This is a genomic window from Lentzea sp. NPDC060358 (assembly GCF_042725365.1).
Taxonomy (GTDB): Bacteria; Actinomycetota; Actinomycetes; order Mycobacteriales; family Pseudonocardiaceae; genus Lentzea.
The window spans coordinates 1-20,583 of record NZ_JBHXCW010000140.1 but is presented as its reverse complement, the minus strand read 5'-3'; the positions used below and the strand labels follow the sequence as shown (position 1 = coordinate 20,583).

The 20,583-nt window shown below is 71.7% G+C and carries 18 protein-coding genes and 1 pseudogene; 8 read left to right on the top strand and 11 right to left on the bottom strand.

Annotation, left to right across the window (positions count from 1 at the left end; genetic code table 11):
- Window positions 1-112 precede the first annotated feature (112 nt).
- On the bottom strand, window positions 113-451 hold the full coding sequence (locus ACFWGZ_RS26220; RefSeq protein ID WP_382454227.1) for a hypothetical protein: 339 nt from the start codon (window positions 449-451) through the stop codon (window positions 113-115).
- Window positions 451-1,197, bottom strand: coding sequence for a maleylpyruvate isomerase N-terminal domain-containing protein (locus tag ACFWGZ_RS26215; protein WP_382454226.1), 747 nt, complete (start codon window positions 1,195-1,197; stop codon window positions 451-453). Before ACFWGZ_RS26215 ends, ACFWGZ_RS26220 begins: the two co-directional genes overlap by 1 nt.
- Window positions 1,198-1,300: 103 nt before the next feature.
- Between ACFWGZ_RS26215 and ACFWGZ_RS26210 the strand changes: the two genes are divergently transcribed.
- Together ACFWGZ_RS26210 and ACFWGZ_RS26205 are read left to right on the top strand one after the other, a co-directional pair.
- On the top strand, window positions 1,301-1,624 hold the full coding sequence (locus ACFWGZ_RS26210) for a type VII secretion target (RefSeq protein WP_382454225.1): 324 nt from the start codon (window positions 1,301-1,303) through the stop codon (window positions 1,622-1,624).
- The gene (locus tag ACFWGZ_RS26205; protein WP_382454224.1) at window positions 1,621-3,585 is read left to right on the top strand and encodes an alpha/beta hydrolase; all 1,965 of its coding nucleotides are present in this window, start codon (window positions 1,621-1,623) and stop codon (window positions 3,583-3,585) included. Before ACFWGZ_RS26210 ends, ACFWGZ_RS26205 begins: the two co-directional genes overlap by 4 nt.
- Here the strand turns inward: ACFWGZ_RS26205 and ACFWGZ_RS26200 are convergent.
- Window positions 3,582-3,929: a sterol carrier family protein gene (locus ACFWGZ_RS26200; RefSeq protein ID WP_382454228.1), complete on the bottom strand. Its 348-nt coding sequence runs from the start codon at window positions 3,927-3,929 to the stop codon at window positions 3,582-3,584. The two genes, ACFWGZ_RS26205 and ACFWGZ_RS26200, sit on opposite strands and share 4 nt — an antisense overlap.
- Window positions 3,930-4,018: 89 nt before the next feature.
- Here ACFWGZ_RS26200 and ACFWGZ_RS26195 point away from each other — a divergent pair, with 89 nt between their 5' ends.
- Both ACFWGZ_RS26195 and ACFWGZ_RS26190 read left to right on the top strand, forming a co-directional pair.
- On the top strand, window positions 4,019-5,485 hold the full coding sequence (locus tag ACFWGZ_RS26195) for a hypothetical protein (RefSeq protein WP_382454223.1): 1,467 nt from the start codon (window positions 4,019-4,021) through the stop codon (window positions 5,483-5,485).
- Window positions 5,482-7,650: an FtsK/SpoIIIE domain-containing protein gene (locus ACFWGZ_RS26190; RefSeq protein WP_382454222.1), complete on the top strand. Its 2,169-nt coding sequence runs from the start codon at window positions 5,482-5,484 to the stop codon at window positions 7,648-7,650. The genes ACFWGZ_RS26195 and ACFWGZ_RS26190 overlap by 4 nt, the downstream gene beginning before the upstream one ends.
- A gap of 7 nt (window positions 7,651-7,657) precedes the next feature.
- Here ACFWGZ_RS26190 and ACFWGZ_RS26185 read toward each other — a convergent pair whose 3' ends face one another.
- The 7 genes from ACFWGZ_RS26185 to ACFWGZ_RS26155 form a co-directional block, all read right to left on the bottom strand.
- Entirely contained in the window at window positions 7,658-8,464 is an 807-nt protein-coding gene (locus ACFWGZ_RS26185) for an ESX secretion-associated protein EspG (RefSeq protein ID WP_382454221.1), read from the bottom strand.
- 8 nt (window positions 8,465-8,472) lie between these two features.
- Window positions 8,473-9,831, bottom strand: coding sequence for a PPE domain-containing protein (locus ACFWGZ_RS26180; RefSeq protein ID WP_382454220.1), 1,359 nt, complete (start codon window positions 9,829-9,831; stop codon window positions 8,473-8,475).
- Window positions 9,832-9,846: 15 nt separating this feature from the next.
- Window positions 9,847-10,218, bottom strand: a complete 372-nt coding sequence (locus tag ACFWGZ_RS26175; RefSeq protein WP_382454219.1) for a transcriptional regulator — start codon at window positions 10,216-10,218, stop codon at window positions 9,847-9,849.
- A gap of 122 nt (window positions 10,219-10,340) precedes the next feature.
- Window positions 10,341-10,922, bottom strand: a complete 582-nt coding sequence (locus tag ACFWGZ_RS26170) for a DUF3558 domain-containing protein (RefSeq protein WP_382454218.1) — start codon at window positions 10,920-10,922, stop codon at window positions 10,341-10,343.
- 340 nt (window positions 10,923-11,262) lie between these two features.
- Entirely contained in the window at window positions 11,263-13,059 is a 1,797-nt protein-coding gene (locus tag ACFWGZ_RS26165; RefSeq protein WP_382454217.1) for a glycoside hydrolase family 15 protein, read from the bottom strand.
- A 19-nt stretch (window positions 13,060-13,078) separates the two neighbouring features.
- Window positions 13,079-15,244: a putative bifunctional diguanylate cyclase/phosphodiesterase gene (locus ACFWGZ_RS26160; protein WP_382454216.1), complete on the bottom strand. Its 2,166-nt coding sequence runs from the start codon at window positions 15,242-15,244 to the stop codon at window positions 13,079-13,081.
- 60 nt (window positions 15,245-15,304) lie between these two features.
- Window positions 15,305-16,117 carry an SAM-dependent methyltransferase gene (locus ACFWGZ_RS26155; RefSeq protein WP_382454215.1) on the bottom strand — a complete coding sequence of 271 codons (813 nt, stop codon included), beginning with the start codon at window positions 16,115-16,117 and terminating at the stop codon, window positions 15,305-15,307.
- 68 nt (window positions 16,118-16,185) lie between these two features.
- On the opposite strand from ACFWGZ_RS26155, the gene ACFWGZ_RS26150 reads away from it, so the two are divergent.
- Together ACFWGZ_RS26150 and ACFWGZ_RS26145 are read left to right on the top strand one after the other, a co-directional pair.
- Window positions 16,186-17,058, top strand: a complete 873-nt coding sequence (locus tag ACFWGZ_RS26150; RefSeq protein WP_382454214.1) for a hypothetical protein — start codon at window positions 16,186-16,188, stop codon at window positions 17,056-17,058.
- Window positions 17,059-17,275: 217 nt separating this feature from the next.
- A pseudogene (locus ACFWGZ_RS26145) lies at window positions 17,276-17,764 on the top strand (hypothetical protein); the annotation flags it as partial.
- A gap of 150 nt (window positions 17,765-17,914) precedes the next feature.
- Here the strand turns inward: ACFWGZ_RS26145 and ACFWGZ_RS26140 are convergent.
- Entirely contained in the window at window positions 17,915-18,808 is an 894-nt protein-coding gene (locus ACFWGZ_RS26140) for a LysR family transcriptional regulator (protein ID WP_382454213.1), read from the bottom strand.
- 78 nt (window positions 18,809-18,886) lie between these two features.
- On the opposite strand from ACFWGZ_RS26140, the gene ACFWGZ_RS26135 reads away from it, so the two are divergent.
- Together ACFWGZ_RS26135 and ACFWGZ_RS26130 are read left to right on the top strand one after the other, a co-directional pair.
- The gene (locus tag ACFWGZ_RS26135) at window positions 18,887-19,726 is read left to right on the top strand and encodes an aldo/keto reductase (protein ID WP_382454212.1); all 840 of its coding nucleotides are present in this window, start codon (window positions 18,887-18,889) and stop codon (window positions 19,724-19,726) included.
- A 42-nt stretch (window positions 19,727-19,768) separates the two neighbouring features.
- Window positions 19,769-20,563 (top strand): lysozyme, encoded by a 795-nt coding sequence (locus ACFWGZ_RS26130; RefSeq protein ID WP_382454211.1) that lies wholly within the window; start codon window positions 19,769-19,771, stop codon window positions 20,561-20,563.
- Window positions 20,564-20,583 lie beyond the last annotated feature (20 nt).

Below are 20,583 nucleotides of genomic sequence, written 5' to 3'. Positions count from 1 at the left end.
GAGTGGGGCTGGCTGCACCTCGAAGTGTAAGTGGCGCGAGGTGTGGTAGGCCCCCCTCGAACCCCTGGTGGGGTGACCAAGCTCATGCCTTCGGCCGCACGGGAGCGCCGGTTCAGGCCTTCCTGCACCCGCTCAGCTCGGTCTTGATCCCGTTGGTCTGCGTCGCCCCGGACGTGTGCTGCTTCGCCGTGCACGTCACCGAGTCGCCGGCCGCGACGTCGCCGCTGATGTCGGCGAGCGCCACGCCCTGCGAGGCCAGGGAGTCCTTCGACAGCACACCGCTCGGCGCCTCGCCCGCCAGCTTCAGCCGGACCCGCTTCTCCGGTTCGGAGCTCGGGGCCATCTTGTAGTCGTAGACCTCGACGACCTGGTAGGTGACCTGCGCCTGCCAGTCGGAGGCGCAGCCGGCCACGACGAGGCAGCCCAGCAGGGCGGCGGCGAGCTTGCGCATCAGTGCCCCCGTCCGACCTGCAGGACGTCCAGCACGCGCCGGTCGCCGGTCATCTCGTCGAGGTTCATCCGGTTCCAGAGCCAGAAGTAGACGAGCTCGGCCTCACCGGTCACCTGCGCGTCGCCCTCCTCGCCGGGGGCGGCCGCACGGACCTCGGGGGCCTCGTCCGGGGTCAGGGAGATCAGCCACGACTCGGGCACGTCGGTCGTGCGGACGACGGCCGTGCCGGGGACGATGTTCGGCACGTCGCCCTCGGTCTTGGCGGCGACGATGGTGGTCAGCACCTCGTCGATGCCGTCGGCGCACAGAGCGGGGTCGGTGCCCGCGACCTGCCGGACCACGGTCTGCGCGTCGAAGCGGCGCAGCACGGTCTCGTGCGCGATGCGGCGGTGCCACACCCACGCGAGGTCGGGGGCGGCCGGGGAGAACGTCCACACCGCGCGGTTGCCGGGCACGGCCGCGAGGATCTCGGCGGCCGCGGCCAGCTGCGAGTCGAGGTACTCGAGCGGCGCCAGGCCGGCGGGCGGCGGAGGCGGCTGCAGCTGGGTGCGGCTGCCGGTGCGCAGGTGGTCGGTGGAGGTTTCCAGGAAGCGTGCGAGGTGCACGACGAGGTCCTGCACGGTCCACCCCGGGCGCGTCGGCACCTCGGACGCCGGGTCCGCCTCCGCCACCGCCTTGCGGAACATCTCCGCCTGCTCGACGAACACAGCGGTCCACCGCTGGGCCGTCCACCCCGTCTGCACCATGAACGACATCGTGCCCCAAACAGTCACCCCATGAGCGGGGAACCGGACATGATGCTTCTGCGTCGCATGGATCGGAGACCAACCATGGGGGTGGCGGATGGCGATGTTCGGCGTTGAGCCCGAACTGCTGCGCAACGCGTCGAAGGAGTTCGGCAACGGCTCCGACGCGGTGCGCGAAGCGGCCGAGATGATCTCGATGCTGAAACTCGACGCCGGGGCGCTGGGCGAGGTCGACGCCGCCGCCGAGTTCGCCGACGCGCTGGCGAAGTTCGTCGGCACGCACTCCCAGGACCTGCGGCGCGGTTCGGCGTGGCTCACCGACGCCGCCGAGGGCCTCGTGTCGAACGCCGAGGCCTACCAGCGGACGGAAGAGGACCACGAGGCCGTGCTGAGGAAGCTCTTCGCGGGACTGGGAGGCGGGCAGTGAGCTACCCGGATCCGGAGAGCCTGTACGGCAGGCTGGCCGCGGGGGACGCCGGTCGGATCGCTGCCGCCGCCGACCCGATCACCGGTGCGATGAGCGCCGTCGGCCGCGCCGGCGACTCGGTCGCCCAGGGCGGCCGGACCGCGGTGAGCAACTGGGTCGGCGACGCCTCCTCGAAGTTCACGTCGCGCGCCGAGCTGTCCGCCACCGCGGCCAGGGCGGCCGGGCAGCGGCTCGGCGCCGGTGTCGACATCGTCCAGGCCGCGGCGCGGGCCTACGGCCAGATGCGCGGTGCCGCTGACCAGGCGATCGGCGTGTGGCGCGGTCGCCCGCCCGGCATGGACGAGCAGCAGACCCGCACCCTCGCCACCCAGGTGAACGACGCGTTGACCAGGGTCAAGTCCGGCTACGAGAACGTCCTGCGGTCCTACGCCGGCGCGCTCGCCAAGATCCCGCCGGGCTTCGAGGACTCGGCGCGGTCGGACAGCGGCTGGAGCCGCGCGGCCGCGGGACCGGGCGGTGCGCTGCCGCCGGTGCCACCGCCGGGGACCGACCCGAGGGCCGTCGCCGAGTGGTGGAACAAGCTCAGCCCGGCGGAGAAGGACGCGCTGCTCAAGACCAAGTTCCAGGAGCTCGGCCAGCTCCGGGGGCTGCCGGCGCCGGTGCTGGACCAGGCGAACCGCGAGCGGATCAAGCAGGACGCCGCCCGGTTCACCCAGCAGAAGTCCGAGCTGGAGCAGAGGCTGGCGGACCGCGCCGCCGAGCTCGGCGTCGACCCGAAGTCGGCGGACGGGCAGCGCGCGCTGCGCAACGACCCGCAGGGCTCCCAGCTGATGCAGCAGTACGACGAGGCGTCCCGGCGGGCGAAGAACTCGACCGACGCGGCCGCCGCCCTGGTGGAAGCGGACACCATGGCGAGGGACATCCCGAAGCAGGCCTACGTGCTCGCCTGGAGCCCCGACGGGGCCGGCGCGAAGGAGGGCGCCATCGCCGTCGCCTTCGGCAACCCCGACACGGCCGAGAACGTCGCGGTCACGGTGCCGGGAACCACGTCCAAGCTCAGCAGCTTCGGGCTCGACCAGGCCGCCAACCTCAGCGCCGAGATGGGGCCGAACGGCGCCGCCGTCCAGTGGCTCGGCTACGACGCGCCCGAGTTCCTGCCCGGCCAGGTCAACGACCCGGCGCAGGCGCGGGAGGGCGCGGCGATCCTCGCCGCGGACGTCGAGGGCTACCGGGTCGCGAACCCCAACGCTCACGTCACGGTCGTCGGCCACAGCTACGGCAGCACCGTCGTCGGGTACTCGGCCATGGACAACGGGCTCAAGGCCGACGACATCGTGTTCGTCGGGTCGCCCGGTGTCGGTGCGTCCAACGTGGACCAGCTGACGGCCGGGGCCGGTCACGTCTACGTCGGCGGCACCGAGCACGACCCCGTCATCCAGGCCACCAGTGGCGACTGGTTCACCGAGGACGGGTCCTCGACCGGCCCCTACGACGCGTCGTTCGGCGCCAAGACGTTCGGCACGTCCGGGGAGTCGTGGATCGGGCACGCGCACTCGTCCTACTACGACAAGGGTTCCGAGTCGCTGCAGAACATCGCGCGGATCGCCAACGGCGACGGCGGCCAGGTCACCGAGCAGCGGTGGCAGGACGCGCCGACGCCGCGGGAGGTGCCGGGCTCGGACCTGCCCGGCATCGGGCCCGTCATCGACTGGGGCGTCAACACCGGCAAGGAGGTCGTCGACATCGGCGAGGACGTCTGGCGCGGTGGCGGTCAGGTCGTGGACGACATCTCGCGGGGCAACTGGGGTGACGCGGCCGGGCACGCCTGGGACACGACCAAGGAGGTCGCGAGCGACGCCGGTGACGTCGTGGTCGACACCGTGGGCAACGCGGTCGAGCTGGGCCGCGACGTCGTCGAGGGCGTCGGCGGCGCGATCAAGACCGTCGGGTCGTGGTTCTAGAACCGCACGACCGGCAGCAGGGGTGACAGGTCGGCCCGGGTCCCGGAGGCGGTGACCCGAGCGCCGTCCAGGGCGTCCGGCCACGTCAGTGCGCCGGTCGCCAGCTCCAGCCACGTGCGCGGGTCGGTCTCCACCACGTTCGGGGGCGTTCCGCGGGTGTGGCGCGGGCCCTCGACGCACTGCACGGCGGCGAACGGCGGGACGCGGACCTCGACGCTGCGGCCCGGCGCGATCTGCTCCAGGGTGCGCAGGCTCAGGCGGACGGCGGCGGCGAGCACGGGGCGTTCCGGCTGGTCGGCCTCGCCGCGCAGCCACGGGAGGACGGCCTGCACCGCGGCGCGCATCTCGGCCGGGTCGACGGCTTTGGCTGGCACGGCGCCCACATTAGCGAAGGGGGCAGCGGTGCTCCCGCCGCTGTTGGTATATGTGGGCGGTGATCAGGAACTTCGCCGTCGTCGGTCCCGGGCAGGCCACCAGGGAGCGGTTGACGGCGGCTCTGCAGGCAGCGCCGGACACGGCCGTCTACCGGATCGGGCGCGGCGCGGACCCGCTGCCCGTCTCGGCGACCTTCGACCCCGCCGACCAGCCGGGGTGCCGGAGCCTGCTGGACTGGTTCGAGCGCGGGGCGCCGAAGGGCGCGGTGCTGCTGGTCGACGACTGGGCGTTGTGCTTCGAGCAGGACCCGGAACTGGACCGCAGCGTCGAGTGGATCGCGGCGTTCGGACCGGCGCGCGGAGTGCAGACCGTGGTCACCGCCAGGAAATGGGCCGACCTGCCGCCGCGGCTGCGCGCGCAGCTGCACGGCGAGCCGACGGACTTCCTGGCGTTGCACGGGATCGACGCCGACCTCGAAGACATGTGGCAGCGCGACGACCTGACGGCGGCGGCCGGGGTCGACGACCGGGGGTGGCCCGTCCACCTGCGGATCGGGATCGGCAGCGCCGTCCACCGCGGCTCGCCGGAGCAGCTGCGGAGCGTGCTGCTCGGGTTCATGGCCACGCACCCGACCGAACGCCTTCAGTACCTGTTCATCGACGGCGGCGGCAGCGGCGTCTTCGAGCCGTTGTCGTTCTCGCCGCAGGTCGCGCACACGATCACGCCGGCCGACCACGCGGTCCTGCCGCGCCTGGCGGACGCGCTGGCGGGGGAGCTCGGCCGGCGCCAGGAGGCCAAGAAGAAGCAGCAACCGGTCGCCGACCTGCTGGTCTGCGTCGACGGGCCGGAGGCGGTGTTCGGGCGGGAGCCGCAGCTGCGGGAGATCCTGCTCTCGGTCATGCGCGCCGGCCGGTCGCTCGGCATGCACGTCCTCTACTCCGGCGGCGACCCGCAGACCCCGTACGAGCTGCCGGAGTGGCCGCTCGCCACGCCGACCTACGACCTCGACGAGATGCTCGACCTGCTGCCGCACGCGCCCGGTGCCGCCGAGGCGCACGAGATCATGCTGCCGCCGCTCGGCCACGACGGGAAGCCGCTCACGCTGGACATGCTCCCGCCCGGCGCGCTCGGCGTGGTCGACAAGCCCTACGAGCACCGCCGGGACGTGCTCGTGCCGCGCTTCACCGGGGAGCTGCGGCACGGCGCGATCGTCGGCGCGCCCGGTACCGGCAAGTCGACGGCGCTGCGCTCGCTCGCGGCGGTGCTGGGCGACCTCGGCTCCTACCAGCTGCTCGACGGCCCCGGCGAACCCCTCGACCCGCAACGGCACGTCGTCGTCACCGCGCGCACGTGGGCGCAGGTGCCGCCGTTCATCCGCGACAGCCTGGCGCTCGGCATCGAGCTGCGCCTCGACGACCCGGCCACGTCGCTCGTCAGCGCCCGCAGCGCCGCGACCGTGCCGAACGTGCCCGGCATCGGGTTGTCCGTGCGGGACAAGACCGCCGTCCAGATCGCGCTGCCGTGACCGGCGAGGTCCACCGCGTCACGCCGGCCGACCGGGAGGTCCTGGCCTGGTTCGAACGCGGCGCGGAACCCGGCGCGACCCTGCTGGTCGAGAACTGGACGCTTTGCGCGGCGGGCGATCCCGGCCTCGCCGAGTCGCTGCGGTGGATCACCGCGACGGCCAGGGACGTGCGGGTGGTCATCACCGCCGGAGCGCCGAACGAGGTGCCCGAGCACCTGCGGCCGTTCGTGCGCACTGACTTCCTCGCACTGCACGGCCTGAGCGCCTTCACGAAGGCCGGCGCGTGGCAGGGCGACTGGACGCGGACGCCGGTCGGCCACCGCGGCGACCCGGTCGCGGTCGACCTCACGCACCACGAAGGGCAGTACCGGACGGGGTCGCACCTGCACGCCACCACCCGGGAAACCTTGCGCAGCCTCGTTCTCGGCCTGATGACGACGCATTCGCCGAAGCTGTTCCAGGCCATGCTCGTCGACGCGCACGACACGGACGCGTTCGCAGGACTCGACAAGGCACCGCACGTCCACAGCCACTTCCGTTCGGTGGCGGTGAATCCCGACGCCGTCACCACGATGCTGCTGGCCGAGTCGGAACGCCGGCTCGAGCTCGTCGGCAACACCTGGACGATCTTCGACCACCGCGGCCTCGACCAGGTGCTCCCGCAGCTCCTGGTCTGCGTCACCGGGGTGCGCGACATCCTCGCCGCGCACCCGGACTTCGCCACGACCCTCGCGGCCGTCGCCGAGGACGTCGGCAAGTCCGGCGTGCAGCTGCTGCTCGACAGCCCGCACGACCTCGCCCCGAACCCGGTCCCCGAGTGCGCGGTGCCCGAGAACCTCGACGAGATGGCGAGGGCGTTGCCGCGGCTGATGCTGGAGGCCGAGCCCGTGCCGGACTTCCTGGCGCTGCACGGGCTCCCGGACGGCTTCGACCGGCACCGGACCTGGCGTCGGCGCCCGCCCCGCCGGCAGTTCCGCGTCCCCGTCGGCACGGACGAGCACGGCCAGCCGGTCGAGCTCGACCTCAAGACCGCGAGCCTGCAGGACGGGATGGGCCCGCACGGCGAGGTCGTGGGACCGGACCGCACGGACCTGCTGCGCTCCCTGCTGCTGGGCCAGATGCTCTGGCACCCGCCGGACGACCTGCAGCTCGTCCTCGTCGACCTGCACGGCACGGGCGTGTTCGCCGGTCTCGACAAGGCGCCGCACGTGCACGGGCACTACCGCGGCCTGACCCCCGCGACCGCCGACCGGCTCGTGCAGGCGTTGCAGGGCGAGCACGAACGCCGCACGCGGGTCCTCGTGGCGGCCGAGCACCGGACGACGTGGGACTACCGCGCGGCCCGCGACAACGGCGCGCCGCTCGACCCGTTGCCGGAACTGCTGATCTGCCTCGACGGGGCCCCCGAACTGCTGCGGGAGCACCCGGAGTTCCTCGAGGTCCTCCAGGTGTTCGGGCAGCTCGGCCGCAGCTACGGCGAGCACCTGCTGCTGTCCGGCACGACACCGGTCGCCGAGCTGAAGAGCTTCCCGGGCCACCGCTTCGAGTTCCACGGCGGCTGGACCCGGCGGATCAGCAGGTCGGTGGAGCAGGTCGTGCTGCCGCGCGGCCTGGACGCCGTGACCAGGTCGCTCCCGCACGCGATGCAGAAGGTCGAGCCGCTGCACGACCCGCTGCTACCGCCGCCGCTGCACGAGTGGCCCAGGCTCTCGCTCGACGAGCTCGGCACCATCTCGCCGGAGCACGGCGCGGTCCCGATCGGCCTGCGCGACAACCCGTTCGAGCACCGCGTCGAGGTGTTCTACGCGACGTTCGGCCAGGGCGGGCACGGCGCGATCGTCGGCAAACCGGGCTCCGGCCGCACCACGGCGATGCGGACGCTGACCGAGTCGATCACCCGGACGTTCGGCTCCACCGAGGGCTTCCGCCTGCAGGACGGCCCGCTCTACGGCCGTCCCGACGAACGGCACGTCGTCGTGACCGCCTCGACGTGGGCGGAGGTGCCGCAGTTCATCCGGGACGACCTGGCGTGGGGTGTCGAGCTGAAGCTCGCCGACCCGTCCTGGTCGGCCGTGGACGAACGCCGGCAGGCGATCCTGCCCGACCGGCCGGGCACGGGGCTGTGCGTGCAGGTCGCGCGGCAGGTGCGGATCGCGACCTCGTGAGCGGAGGTCAGACGCCCGCGGAGCGGACCGCTTCGGCGATCAGCTCGTCCACCTGGTGCATCATCCGGCGCGCGTCGGTCGGCGTGAACGTGCTCCACGGCGGCTGACCGTTCGTCGAACGGCGTTGCTGCAGGTAGCGGCCCTCTTCGGTGTCGAAGAACGCGACCACGCGCTCGGGCCGCCAGCGCTTGCCGTACTTGTCGCGGGCGGCGGCGCCGAAGTTGCCGGTGTGCACGATGCCGGTGAACATCGCGACCAACGCTTGGGCGTCGGCCTCGCGCAGGCCGATGCCGCGGAACTCGGCCTCCATCGACTTCGGCGAACCGTCGGTCCGGGCGATCGCCTTCTCGACGTCCTCGCTGGGCAGCGTCACCGAGAGGCCGGTGCCGGCGGGGTGCGCGGGCAGCACCGACAGCACCGCGGAGGCGAGCCCGGAGCCCGCCCACGGCTGGAACGTCAGCTGGTCGTCCCGCATCGTCGCCAGCGCGCCCCAGTCGCCGTTCGCGACGGCGAGGACGCGGAGGCTGTGGCCGAGCCAGAGGCGGCCGTCCGCCTCCCGCTCGGGCTTGACGAACATGCGCAGCAACCCCTCGAGCTCACCGGAGAAGCCGCGCGAGTTGCCCAGCCGGCGGTGGTCCAACTGCTGGTAGACGCGGTTCTCGAGCTGGATGCGCTCGTCCCGCGTCCTGCCGGGTGAGGGGACCTTGAGCACGAGTGGCATGGGACCGACGTCCAGTCGTTCCCACACCACGTCGAACTCCTCGGCGGAGAGGGTGATCGGCTCCCTCTCCGCCGGACCGCCGAACAGAGACATCTACCTGCTCATTCGGAGAAGCCGCCGATGACCGGCGGTGCGACCATGCGGTCGTCACCGAACACGTCGCCGGTCTCGACCAGGTAGTCGGCCGCCTTGTGCTCGATGTCGTCCTCGCCCTCGCCACGCTGGCCGTGGGCTCCGCCGGCGCCCATGGCGCCGCCCTTGCCCGCGGCACCCGCGGCACCGCCCTTGCCCGCGACGCCACCGCCCGCTGCACCACCGGGGCCTGAGCCGGCGCCGGGGCCCATGCCCGACAGACCGCCGGGCTTCAGCGCGCCCTGCTGGCCGGACGAGCCGAGCGACCCGGACATCGGGCCGAACGCCTTGCCGGAGCCGGAGCCGAGCGGACCACCGCGGACACCGCCGAGGCCCTTGCCGCCACCGGTGCCGGGGCCGCCGGGACCACCCTTGACGGGACCACCCTTGACGGGGCCGCCGGAGCCGCCCTTGCCCGGGCCGCCGGGACCACCCGTGCCCGGACCACCCGTGCCGGGCCTGGTGAAGATCGGCCCGCCGGGCGGGGTCGGGGTCGGCGTCGGGTGCGGGGTGGGCGTGGGCAGGTTCGGCGGCGGCGTCGGCGTGTTGATCGGCGGCACCGTCGTCGGGGGCTGCGTCCACGACACGTTCGTCGTGTCGGTGGGCGGCGTCCACGTCGTGACCGGGTTGCCGGTCGTCGTCGTCGGAGGCGTCCACGACGCGTGCGTGGTGCCCGTGTTGCCGCCCGCGGGCGTGTACCCGGCGGCGGACGGGGAGCTGTAACCCGCCCGCACGCTGCCCGTGCCGGTGTCGGCGGGCGGCGGCGTGTCGATCACGACCTGCGGCGGGTTCGGGAACTCGCCGAGCGTCGAGGAGTTCCAGCGGCTGTCGGACTGGTAGTCCTCCATGACCTTGACGGCCTGGGCCGCGGCGTTGTCCGCCGCCGCCTCCTGCCGTTCGTGGTCGAGCTGCTGGCTCACGACGTGCGCCATGCCGACCGGACCGGTCAGCGCGCCGGCCGCGATGTCGAGCAGGCCCGGCTTCTCGGTCGTGACGGGCACGACCTCGGGCATCTTCTTGCGCGCGTCCGCGATGTACTCGCCCTGCAGGCGCGCGGAGCTCTCCATCGTGGTCGCGCCGGTCTCGGCGAACCCCGCCCACTCCGCGAGCGGCGACAGCGCGCCCTGCGCGGCGTCGGCGGCGTCGGACTCCCAGCCCGCACCCATCTTCGCAAGACCGGTGTGCAGGTCGCCGTCGATCTGCGCGAGCGTCGCGGCGATCGCCTTCCAGCCCTGTTCGACCGGGATGGAGGCGGAGACGCCAGGACCGGAGTTGATCATCTTGTAGAGCTCGGGGTGTCCGTACCCCTGGAAGCGGTGGTCGGTCATCGGTCAGGCCTCCTCTCAGTCCCTGTCCCGCAGGTGCTTGCCCCACATGGCCGTGTTGTCGCCCTCGACCTGGCGGTACTGCTCCTCGATCATCTGCAGCTGGTCGATCACGCCGACGAGCTGGGCGCGGTAGAACTTCAGCGCCGCGAGCGCCTTCTCCGAGGTCTGCTCGTTGAACGCCTTCGACGTCTCACTGCTGATCGGGTCGCCCGCCCAGGGCTTCGTCGGCAGGTCGTGGACAGCAGGCTTGATCTTGGCGTCGAACTCGTCGAGCGCGCGTTGGAACGCGGCCCGAGCCTGCGGAATGGCGTGTGGCTCGACCTTCAGCTTGCGCGACCCGAACTCCGGCGGCAGCGATGTGCCACCTCCTCCGTCCGCAAGATGCACGGCACACCCTCCTCAGTACGGCCCCCCAGTATTGGGCCGCGTGTGCTTTTGAAACGACTTTAGCTCTGATGCGTGACGCGAGCGGTCGGTTCCCGGTACAAGCCGAGTACTTCTGCTCATCGTCACCTGGTCATGAGAACAGGCCCGACCGCCATCGCGAGCTTCGTCGCCTGTTCGCACGCCCCGTCCACTGTGGCCTTGTCCTCACCGAGGCCACCCACGGCGTTCACCAGCAACAATTGCCCGTCATTGGCGTCGACGTAAACATCGCAGGCCGGTCCGGCACCGGTGTCGCGCTTGTCGATGTACGCCGGGTAACCGGTCACTCGCACAGTGGTGAGCTTCGCCTCGCCGACCGTCTGCTTGAGCCGGTCGACCCCTCCGTTGAGGACGGTGTAGATCGACGACGAGTACGCGGGCGCCTCGTAGTTGTTGCTGCACGTCTTGCTGCCCTCGCCGTAGTCGGCCTGCGGGTCGCGCGGCGTCACCAGGCGGACACCGAGCGCGGTCTTCACCTCGTCGGTGTAGAGCGAGCACGGGTCGAGGGTCTTGAGGTCGACCGCCTTGGGACGGTTGCCGGCGGGCGACCCGGTGGAGGTCCCGGTCGTCGGCGCGGGGTTGCCCGTGGTGGGTGCCCCCTGGTCGGTCGAAGTACAGCCGGACAGGACCGCTGCCAGCAGAAACGGGACGGCAAGTCGACGCATGCGGGTCAACGTACCGGGTGGCCGGACACGCAGGGTCGCCGCGGGTGTGGTCCGCGTCACCCGGAAGGCGCATCGCCGGTGCCCGACAAGAAAGAAAACCTTCTTCACAAAACCCCGAAGCGGCGCTCCCGGTGGCCGCGAAGCCCGGGACCACCTCCACCATCCCCGACTGGCGCCTGCAGAGCAGCGCCGGGGCCACGCAGGCCGGTGACGTCCTCTCCGCACCGGCCTGTTCGGACTCCGGGTGGAACACCGGGACGATCCGCGGCGAGTACCGGACGTCCGACCTCGGCGGCGCGCAGCCGGTGGTCGAACTGTCCGGTCACAACGTCCGAAAGCGTCAGCGGGCGTACCGGTCCGCGACGACGTCGGGCCGTTCCACGGGACGGCCCGCGTCGAGCGACCAGGCCAGCCGCACGTACTGCGCGTGCGTCCAGGCCAGCGGGGTGGCCGACTGCGTTCCCCTGCCGTTCCAGACCTGCTCGGGGAGCATGAGACCGCTGTTCGCGGTGGCCTCGATCTCCCGCAGGCGCCGGGCGGCACCGTCCCTGTCGCCGGCGAGCAGCTCGTACTCACCGCGCTCCCCGGTCAGCAACGGCCACAACCGGCCGTACGTGCGGGTCGGCGTCGGCCAGGTGATGTTCCACGGCCTGCCGTCGGCCGTCTCGCCGTAGCCGTCCTGCGTGAACCGGTGCCAGTAGCCCTGCTCCTGCAACTGCTGGTCCACGACCCGCACGGTGTTCGCGACCACCGGGTCGTCCGCGCGCTTCACGCCCAGCCGCACCAGTTCCAGGAAGCTCGGGTCGACGACCGCGCGCTGGTCGACGTCGGCGGGGTTGTTGTCGCCGAGGTCGTACTTCGTCCCCGCGTCGGGCTTGCCGTCCTTGGTGACGCGCAGGTAGTACGGCTTCGGCGCGTACGGGCCGGTCGAGGTCGCCGTCCAGCCCTCCACCCGGCGCTGCCACTCGTCGGCCACGGCGAGGTACCGGTCGGCGTTCTCACCGTTGCGCCGCAACAGATCCGCGAAGCACACGAGTCCGGCGACGGCCGAGGCGATCGTGGCGGGCGAGTAGCCGTCCTGGTTCTCCCACCGCTCCTGCTCGCTGAACGGCGCGTTCGGGTAGCTCACCAGGTAGTCGGCCGAGCGGCGCAGTACGTCCACAGTGGACCGGTCGCGGCGGTCGAGCTGCCACGCGAGCAGCAGCGGCGCGGCGACCTGGTCGAGCTGGACCTTCAGCCACACCGGGGTGCCGTCGACCCGCGTGTTCTGCGGCAGGTGGCCGTCGGGCTGTTGTTGCTCCCGCAGCATGAAGTCCAGCGAACGCTCGGCGAACCCGCGGTCGCCGGCGGCGATCATGGCCGTGGACACGTGGTAGAGGTCGCGCGGCCAGACCAGCGCGTACGGGCCGAGCTCCGGTGCCAGCGAGCGGTCGAACCCGAACGCCCACGGGAAGCTCGGCGACGCGATCGACGCACCGGGGTGGGTCTTGTCCTCGGTGGCCGCCAGCACCATCACGGACATGTCGTAGAGCCTGCGGTCGGCGGACCTCGGGCGCTTCAGCCCGTCGAGGTAGGCGCGCCAGCCCTGCGCGTACTCCCGTGCCACCGCACCGAAACCGCGGTCCAGCGCGGCCTTCGCGACCCCCTTGCCGAAGCCGACGACGAAGGTGCCGTGGGCGTGCCGCACCGGGCCGGAGGGCAGCGTGCTGACCACTTCGCTGCCGCCCTTCATCGGCACGTGGTCGATCGTGAGCCGGACGGGTCGCTGCGCGGTGATCTCGACCTCCGCCAGCACGGCGGCGCGCTGCGGGTCGGTGACGTAGGTGATCTCGGCGTGCCAGCCGTCGCCGCGCAGGCGTTGCCGGAACGTGAGCGACCTGGGGTCGGCGGGTTCGGTGTGCGCCCGACCGGGTTCGCCGTCGACCAGCAGCCGGGTCTCGCGGGTCGCGGGCGTGCTGAGGTCGGGGAAGAAGATCTCCGAGAGTCCCTGGTGTCCCAGGGTGAACCAGACCGGGCTGGCCGCGGACCTCGCTGTGCCGAACGCCTGTTTGTCCGCCGGGAGCGGGACGGCTTCGGCGGCGCGAGCCACCGGGGCGGACATGACCAGCAGGAGCACGACCAGGGCCAGTGGCTTCATGCCACTGGTGTTCCCCGGGCTAGAGATCACCACGCAGCAGGCTGTCGACGTTCTCCGGCGGACCGGGGCGCGCGAAGAACCAGCCCTGCCCCGTGTCGCAGCCCAGGCGCAGCAGCCGGGCGGCCTGAGCAGGGGTTTCCACGCCCTCGGCGGTGACGCCCAACGACAGCGCGTGCGCGAGCTGCACCAGCGTCGCGACGATCTGCGAGTCGACCGGGTCCTCCTCGTTCTCGGCCCGCAGCCCCTCCATGAACGAGCCGGCGATCTTGAGCTCGTGCACGGGCAGGTGCTTGAGGTAGGCGAGGTTCGAGTAGCCGGTGCCGAAGTCGTCGATGGCGATGCGGACTCCCATGTCGCACAACGCCCGCAGCGCCTCCAGCGGCTCGTCGGCGGTGCCCATGATCGCCGACTCGGTGAGCTCCAGCTGCAGGTGGTGCGGCGGGAGCGCGCACTCGTCGAGGATCCGCTTCACGTCGCGGACCAGCTCGGGGTCGCGGGACTGCCGCACGGCGAGGTTCACCGACACGAACGGCGCCGCGTCGCCGAACTCCTCCAGCCAGCGCCGCGCCTCCTCGCACGCCTTGCGCAGCACCCACCGGCCCAGCGGCACGATGAGACCGGTCTCCTCGGCCAGTTCGATGAACCGGTCCGGCGCGAGCCGCCCGAACTCCGGGTGCTGCCAGCGCACCAGCGCCTCGACGCCGGTGACCTTCGAGTCCTCCAGCCGCACCAGCGGCTGGTACTCGACGTAGAACTCGCCGCGTTCCAACGCCCGCGGCATCGTGGCCGACAGCGTGAACCGCGCGACCTCCTTGGCGTTGCGGTCGGGGTCGTAGAGCGCCCAGCGCGCCTTGCCGTCCGCTTTCGCCCAGTACAGCGTGATGTCCGCGTCGCGCATGAGGTCGGCCGACGTCGTGCCGGACAGCTGCCGCTCGACGATGCCGATCGACGCCGACACCGACAGCTCGTGGCCCGCGATGCGGATCGGCGCCTCCAGCTCGGTGAGCACCCGGTCGGCCACGTCGACGATGTCCTGCTCGCCGGTCGAACCCTCGACCAGGATCACGAACTCGTCGCCGCCCATCCGCGCGACGAGCTTGCCCTCGCCGGACACCGAGTGGTCGAGCCGCCGGCCGACCTCGACCAGCAGCTGGTCACCGGTGTCGTGGCCGAGCGAGTCGTTGATGACCTTGAAGCCGTCGAGGTCGAGGTAGCAGAGGCCGGCCCGCAGGTGCTTGCCGCGGTTGTTGAACACGCGCCCGAGCCGTTCGAGGAACAGCGCCCGGTTCGGCAGGCCGGTCAGCGGGTCGTGCAACGCCTGGTAGCGCAGGCGGTTCTGCAGCAGGTGGCGGTCGGTGACGTCCTCGATCATCGCGACCTGGTACTGCGGCTCGCCGTGGTCGTCGCGCACCAGCGACAGCGTCAGGTGCGTCCACACCTGCTCGCCGTCGGCGCGGTGGAAGCGCTTCTCGGCGCGGTAGTGGTCGCACTCGCCTGCGATGAGCTGGTCGTAGAGCCGCCACACGCTGCCCGCGTCCTCGGGGTGCATGAGGTCGCGCACGTTGTACTGGCGCATCTCCTCGACGGTGAACCCGAGCATGTCCTGCAGGGCCTGGTTGACGTCCAGTATCCGGCCGTCGATGTCGGCGATGCCGATGCCGATCGCGGCCTCGGTGAACATCGCGCGGAACCGGGCCTCCGACGCCCGCAGCATCGCCTCGGCCTGGTCGCGGGCGTCCAAGACGGCCGCCCTGATCGCCTCCTGCTCGGCGAGCGTGCGCTCCCTCAGCGCGCGGGCGTACCCGGCGGACAGCGAGCCCTGCAGGGCGGCGAGGCGCGACTGCAGCCGTTCGTCGCCCGCGAAGCCCAGCTCGGTCAGCAGGTCGTCACCGAGCAGCTGGATCGTGCGGCCGAGCGTGTCGGTGCCGGTGAAGTGCGCGTCGACCAGCTTGGCGCCGATCTCGTGGCCGGTGGCGGTGCGGAACGGGTTCGCGAAGAGCGCCTCGACGAGCAGCTCGGTGAGGTCCTGCAGGTGCTGCGCGACCTCGGCCCTGGTCATGGGGACGTAGCTCGACCCGATGACGGCGGTCGCCCAGCTGCGCGCGAACACCTCGGCACCGGCCAGCACGGCCGGGTCCAGGGGAGAGCGGTCTGCGCGCACTCGCTGGTCAACCCGTTCGCTCATCGTCTCGGCCCTAACGCCACGAACGCGCAGCATACGGGCGGTTGCCCTCCGCAGTCATCTTCACGCCTTCCGGCCCAGGGCGGCGAATCCGGGAAAACGCTTGCCTGCTTCCGCGAGGTCGTCCGGCGACTCCGGGTGCCACGCGGGCACGCGCACCACACCCGGCTCCACCAGCGAGAACCCGGCGAACAACGAGGTCAGCTCGACCCTGCCGCGCAACGTCATCGGCGCGACGCGCGCGTCGTAGATCCTTCGCGCCTCTCGCGAGGACGCGGTCTCCTCGTCACCCTCGTAGCCGGCGTGCGAGACGGCCAGGAAGCTGCCGGGCGCGAGCCGGTCGCGGTAGCCGCCGACGACGCCCCACGGGTCCTCGTCGTCGGACACGAAGTGCAGCAGCGCGATCATCAGCACGGCCACCGGCTCGTCGAAGTCGAGCTGCTTGTCGACCTCCGGCGAGCTCAGCACGCTCCCGAAGTCGCGCACGTCGGCCTGCAGGACGCTGACGCGGGCGTTGCCGTCGAGCAGCGACCGGCTGTGCGCGACGGCGACCGGGTCGACGTCGACGTGGACGACCCGTGCCCCGGGGTCCGCGTGCTGCGCGATCTCGTGCACGTTGCCGACCGTCGGGATGCCGGACCCGAGGTCGAGGAACTGCCGGACGCCCTGGCCGAGCAGGTACCGGACGGCCCTGCGCAGGAACGCGCGGTGGTTGAGCACCACCCCGCGCAGGCCGGGCATGGCCTCGAGGGTCTTCTCGGCGGCGGCGCGGTCGGCGGCGAAGTGGTGCGCGCCGCCCAGCCAGTAGTCGTAGACGCGCGCGATGCCGGGTCGCTCCAGGTCGATGTCCCCCGGCGCCCAACTCGGCCGCTGCACCCGCTCACCCCGCGTTCGCACCCGTTCCAGCCCATCATGCACCCGCCGCTTGGCAGAATGCCGGGCTCGTGAGGAAAAGTTTGCTGCTGTCGACCATCCTCGCCTCGATCGGCGCATTTCTGCTGGTCGGCGGCGTGCTGTTACTGGTCGACCCCGGCGCGCCGAAGCACGAGGCGATCAAGACCGGCGGTCTCGCGGGCGGTGCGATCGTCGCCCTGTACGCGCTGTGGCTCAACGACCGGCGCCGCAAGGTCGAGGAGGCGCGCCAGGAGCTCGAGAGCCAGCGCATCGAGCACGACCGGTCCCGCGTGGCCGACGAACGGTTCGCGCGCGCCGTCGAACTGCTCGGCCACGAGACGGCCCAGGTGCGCGTGGGCGCGATGCACGCGCTGGCCGGTCTCGCGAAGTCCAGGGTCGAGTACACGCAGACCGTGCTCGACATCCTGTGCGCCTACCTGCGCCGCCCGTTCAAGAAGTCGTCGCAGGACGTGGACGCGACGGAGATCGAGCTGGAGGTCCGGCTCACCGCGCAACGGCTGATCGAGGACCTGCTGCCGCGCCTGGACGAGAAGAACCCGCCGCTCTACGACCTCAACCTCACCAAGGCGCACCTGGAGTTCATGGACCTGTCGTACCGGCAGGTCGGCGACCTCTACATGCGGGTCGCGCGCTTCGAGGACTCGAACTCGTTCCACCACATGGTGGTCCACGGCCACTTCTACGTCACCGAGGCCGAGGCCGGCGGCCGGTTCCACCTGCACCACACCGAGATCCGCGGCCGGGCGTGGTTCAGCCGGTTCCGCTCGAGCGGGGTCGCCGTCTTCACCGACACCAGGTTCGGCGGGGAGACCAAGTTCGCGAACTCGGAGTGGGCGGAGGTGAAGGCCGACGGCTGTACGTTCGCGGTGGAGCCCGATCTCCCGGAAGCGTGGAGGAACTGACGTGCGCTGGTTCTTGGCGGTCCTCTCCGCTGCCGTGGTCACCGCGGGAACGGCGGTCCTGCTGTGGGCGGTCAAGGCGCCCGCGGTGGAGATCGTGAAGACCGCCGGGGTCGCGGGAGGCGCCGTCGTCGCGCTGTACGCGTTGTGGCTCAACGACCGCAAGCACCTGCTGGAGAGCCAGAAGGTCGCCGACGAGCGGTTCGCGCGCTCGGTCGAGATGCTCGGCAACGACGCCGACCAGGTCCGGGTGGGCGCGATGCACTCGCTGGTGTGGCTCGCGAACTCCAACTCGCGCTACACGCAGACCGTCCTCGACGTCCTGTGCGCCTACCTGCGCCGCCCGTTCCACCACCCGTCGTGGGACGAGGACGGCGCCGACCCGGACACGGTGTTCGTGAAGCTCGTCGCGCCGGAGGACCAGCGGGAGCAGCAGGTCCGGCGCACCGCGCAACGGCTGATCCGCGACCTGCTCTCGTGGGGCGACAAGAAGAAGGAATACTTCGACCTCGACCTGACCGGTGCGGCGCTCGAGTACTTCCAGCTCGACGGCAGGCGGGTCAACAGGTTCACCGCCCGGCGGGCCCGGTTCTACGGCATCACCCAGTTCCGCGGGCTGCACGTGCGCAAGCCGACGCTGTTCTCCGGCGGCACCTTCCACGGCAGGCTGACCCTCGCGGAGGCGAAGTTCGACGGCGGTCTGGCGTTCACCGAGGTCACGTTCCAGCGCGAGGTCGACTTCCGCGGCACGACCGTCGGCACGTTCCTGGCGCTCACCGACCCGCAGCCGCCGAAGCAGCTCGGCGAGTTGCAGCTGCTGCCCGGCACGGCGATGCGGACCCGGCACGAGGGCTGGGCGCTAACCGGCGAGGTGCAGCCGCCCCGCCCGCGCCTCGAGGACCAGGTCGAGGAACACCGCGGCGGCAGCACCGACGGTGTGGCCGGTGACCACGACGGTCTCCGCGACCGGGGCGTCCCCGCGAAGACCGACGAAGTGCGCGCGGTCGGTCTTGAGGCTGAAGGACTGCGGGACTAGCGCGACGCCGAGCCCGAACGCGACAAAGTCCAGCAGCGAGTGGACGTCGTTGACCTCGACCGCGACCCGGCGGTCGACACCGGCGGCGGCCAGCGCCCGGTCGGCCTCGTCGCGCGTGCCCCAGTCGGCGTTGAAGTCGACGAACGACTGGCCGCGCAGCTCGTCGAGCGCGACGGACTCCCGGTGGGCGAAGGGGCTTTCCGGCGCGCACGCGAGCACGAGCGGCTCACTGGCCACAGTGGACATCCGGAGGTCGTCGGCGATCTTCGGCTGACGGGTGGCGAACGCGAGGTCGAGCCGGCCCGCGCGGACGTCCTCGACCAGTTCGGCGTTGCCGGACTGGCGCATCCGCAGCTCCACGCCGGGGTGCACCTCGTGGAACCGCGCGAGCACCGCCGGCAGGTGCACCACGTGCAGGCACTGCAGGCTGCCGACCGCCAGCGTGCCGCGCAGCAGGCCCTGCACCGCCGCGACCGCGTCCCTGGCCGACTCGACGCTGCCGAGCGCCCTGCGCGCCTCCGGCAGCAGCGCCCGCCCGGCCTGGGTCAGCTCGACCTGGCGGGTCGTGCGCAGGAACAGCGGGGCGCCGAGCTCCACCTCCAGCGCCCTGATCGAGGCCGACAGGCCGGACTGGGCGACGTGCATGCGTTTCGCCGCCCTCGTGAAGTGGCACTCCTCGGCGACCGCGAGGAAGTACTCGAGCTGTCTGAGCTCCACGATTCATCACCCAAGCTGCTGAATCAGATCACATCCTTGCGTTGGACAGCTTAATCGGAAGGGTCCAGAGTGGTGGTCATGCAGAAGCGTCGTATCGGGGACACCGAAGTCAGCGCCGTCGGCCTGGGCGGCATGCCCATGTCCGTCGAGGGAAGGCCGGACCGGGCACGGTCGATCGAGACCATCCACGCCGCGCTCGACGCGGGCGTGACGTTCATCGACACCGCCGACGCCTACTCGCTCGACGACAGCGACTTCGGCCACAACGAGGAGCTGATCGCCGAGGCGTTGAAGGGGCGGTCGGAAGAGGTGTTCGTGGCCACCAAGGGCGGCCACACCCGCGAGCCCGGCGGCAGCTGGGGCCGGGACGGGCGGCCGGAGTACCTGCGGCGGGCCGTCGACGGGTCGCTGCGGCGGCTCGGCGTCGACCAGATCTTCCTGTACCAGTTCCACCGGCCGGACCCGAAGGTGCCGATCGCCGAGTCCGTCGCGGTGCTGGGCGAGCTGCTGGACAACGGCAAGATCCGCTACGCCGGCGTCTCGAACTTCAACCCCGAGGAGATCTCGCAGGCCAACGAGATCCTCGGCGGGCGGCTCGCCTCGGTGCAGAACCAGTTCTCGCCGTCGTTCCGGTCGAGCGAGCCGGAGCTCGAGCTGTGCGACAAGCTCGGCATCGCGTTCCTGCCGTGGAGCCCGTTCGGCGGCATCGGCAAGGCCGGGAAGCTCGCCGGTCCGTTCAAGGAGGTCGGCGACGAGCGCGGCGTGAGCGCGCACCAGGTCTGCCTCGCGTGGATGCTGGCGAAGTCCGAAGTGGTAGTCCCCATTCCGGGTGCTTCCCGGCCGGCCAGCATCACCGATTCCGCCGCCGCCACCCACGTGGAGTTGACCGCCGAGGAGCTGACCCGCCTGGACGGGTGACCCCGGTGGAAAATTGATCCGAATGGTCGGACGATCTAGTCCATGCGGACCTTGATCAGCGTCGTCGCGATCGTCGCCGGACTCACCCCCGCTCCCGCGTCCGCGGCGCCCTTGCCGGAGGGCTCCGCGGACCACACGGCCGGGTCGCAGATCCTCAAGCACGAGGGAGCGGGTGGCCTGCGAACAGCGGAGGACTCGCCCCCCACAGCCGGCAAGGTGCCGGGGATGGACGTCAGCAGTCACCAGGGCGACGTCGACTGGCGGTCCGCCTGGGACAAGGGCGCGCGGTTCACCTACGTGAAGGCGACCGAGGGCACCGGTTACCGCAACCCCAAGTTCACGCAGCAGTACGACGGGTCGCACGACGTCGGCATGATCCGCGGCGCGTACCACTTCGCACTGCCCGACCGCGCCGGTGGAGCCGCGCAGGCGAACTTCTTCGTCGACAACGGCGGCGGGTGGTCGCCCGACGGCAAGACGCTGCCGCCCGCGCTGGACATGGAGTACAACCCGTACGGCGAGACCTGCTTCGGCATGAGCCAGGCGGCGATGACCGGGTGGGTGAAGGAGTTCAGCGACACGGTCTTCGCCCGCACCCGCCGGTATCCGATGATCTACACGTCCACGAGCTGGTGGAACAGGTGCGTCGGCGGCTCGGTGAAGTTCGGCGACGACAACCCGCTGTGGGTCGCGCGCTACAGCAGCGAGGTCGGGCCGCTGCCCGTCGGGTTCGACTTCCACACGATCTGGCAGTGGCAGGCGGACGGGTACTTCCCCGGCGACCAGAACCTGTTCAACGGCACGTTCGACCAGCTCCAGCGCATCGCCGCGAGCTGAGAAGGGCCCCGTCTCGCGAC

Bases quoted from the DNA above. Each gene is read 5' to 3' on its own strand.
- ACFWGZ_RS26220 (WP_382454227.1), bottom strand. From the start codon at position 451: ATGCGCAAGCTCGCCGCCGCCCTGCTGGGCTGCCTCGTCGTGGCCGGC.
- ACFWGZ_RS26215 (WP_382454226.1), bottom strand. From the start codon at position 1,197: ATGGTGCAGACGGGGTGGACGGCCCAGCGGTGGACCGCTGTGTTCGTC.
- ACFWGZ_RS26210 (WP_382454225.1), top strand. From the start codon at position 1,301: ATGTTCGGCGTTGAGCCCGAACTGCTGCGCAACGCGTCGAAGGAGTTC.
- ACFWGZ_RS26200 (WP_382454228.1), bottom strand. From the start codon at position 3,929: ATGCGCGCCGCGGTGCAGGCCGTCCTCCCGTGGCTGCGCGGCGAGGCC.
- ACFWGZ_RS26185 (WP_382454221.1), bottom strand. From the start codon at position 8,464: ATGTCTCTGTTCGGCGGTCCGGCGGAGAGGGAGCCGATCACCCTCTCC.
- ACFWGZ_RS26180 (WP_382454220.1), bottom strand. From the start codon at position 9,831: ATGACCGACCACCGCTTCCAGGGGTACGGACACCCCGAGCTCTACAAG.
- ACFWGZ_RS26170 (WP_382454218.1), bottom strand. From the start codon at position 10,922: ATGCGTCGACTTGCCGTCCCGTTTCTGCTGGCAGCGGTCCTGTCCGGC.
- ACFWGZ_RS26165 (WP_382454217.1), bottom strand. From the start codon at position 13,059: ATGAAGCCACTGGCCCTGGTCGTGCTCCTGCTGGTCATGTCCGCCCCG.
- ACFWGZ_RS26160 (WP_382454216.1), bottom strand. From the start codon at position 15,244: ATGAGCGAACGGGTTGACCAGCGAGTGCGCGCAGACCGCTCTCCCCTG.
- ACFWGZ_RS26135 (WP_382454212.1), top strand. From the start codon at position 18,887: ATGCAGAAGCGTCGTATCGGGGACACCGAAGTCAGCGCCGTCGGCCTG.
- ACFWGZ_RS26130 (WP_382454211.1), top strand. From the start codon at position 19,769: ATGCGGACCTTGATCAGCGTCGTCGCGATCGTCGCCGGACTCACCCCC.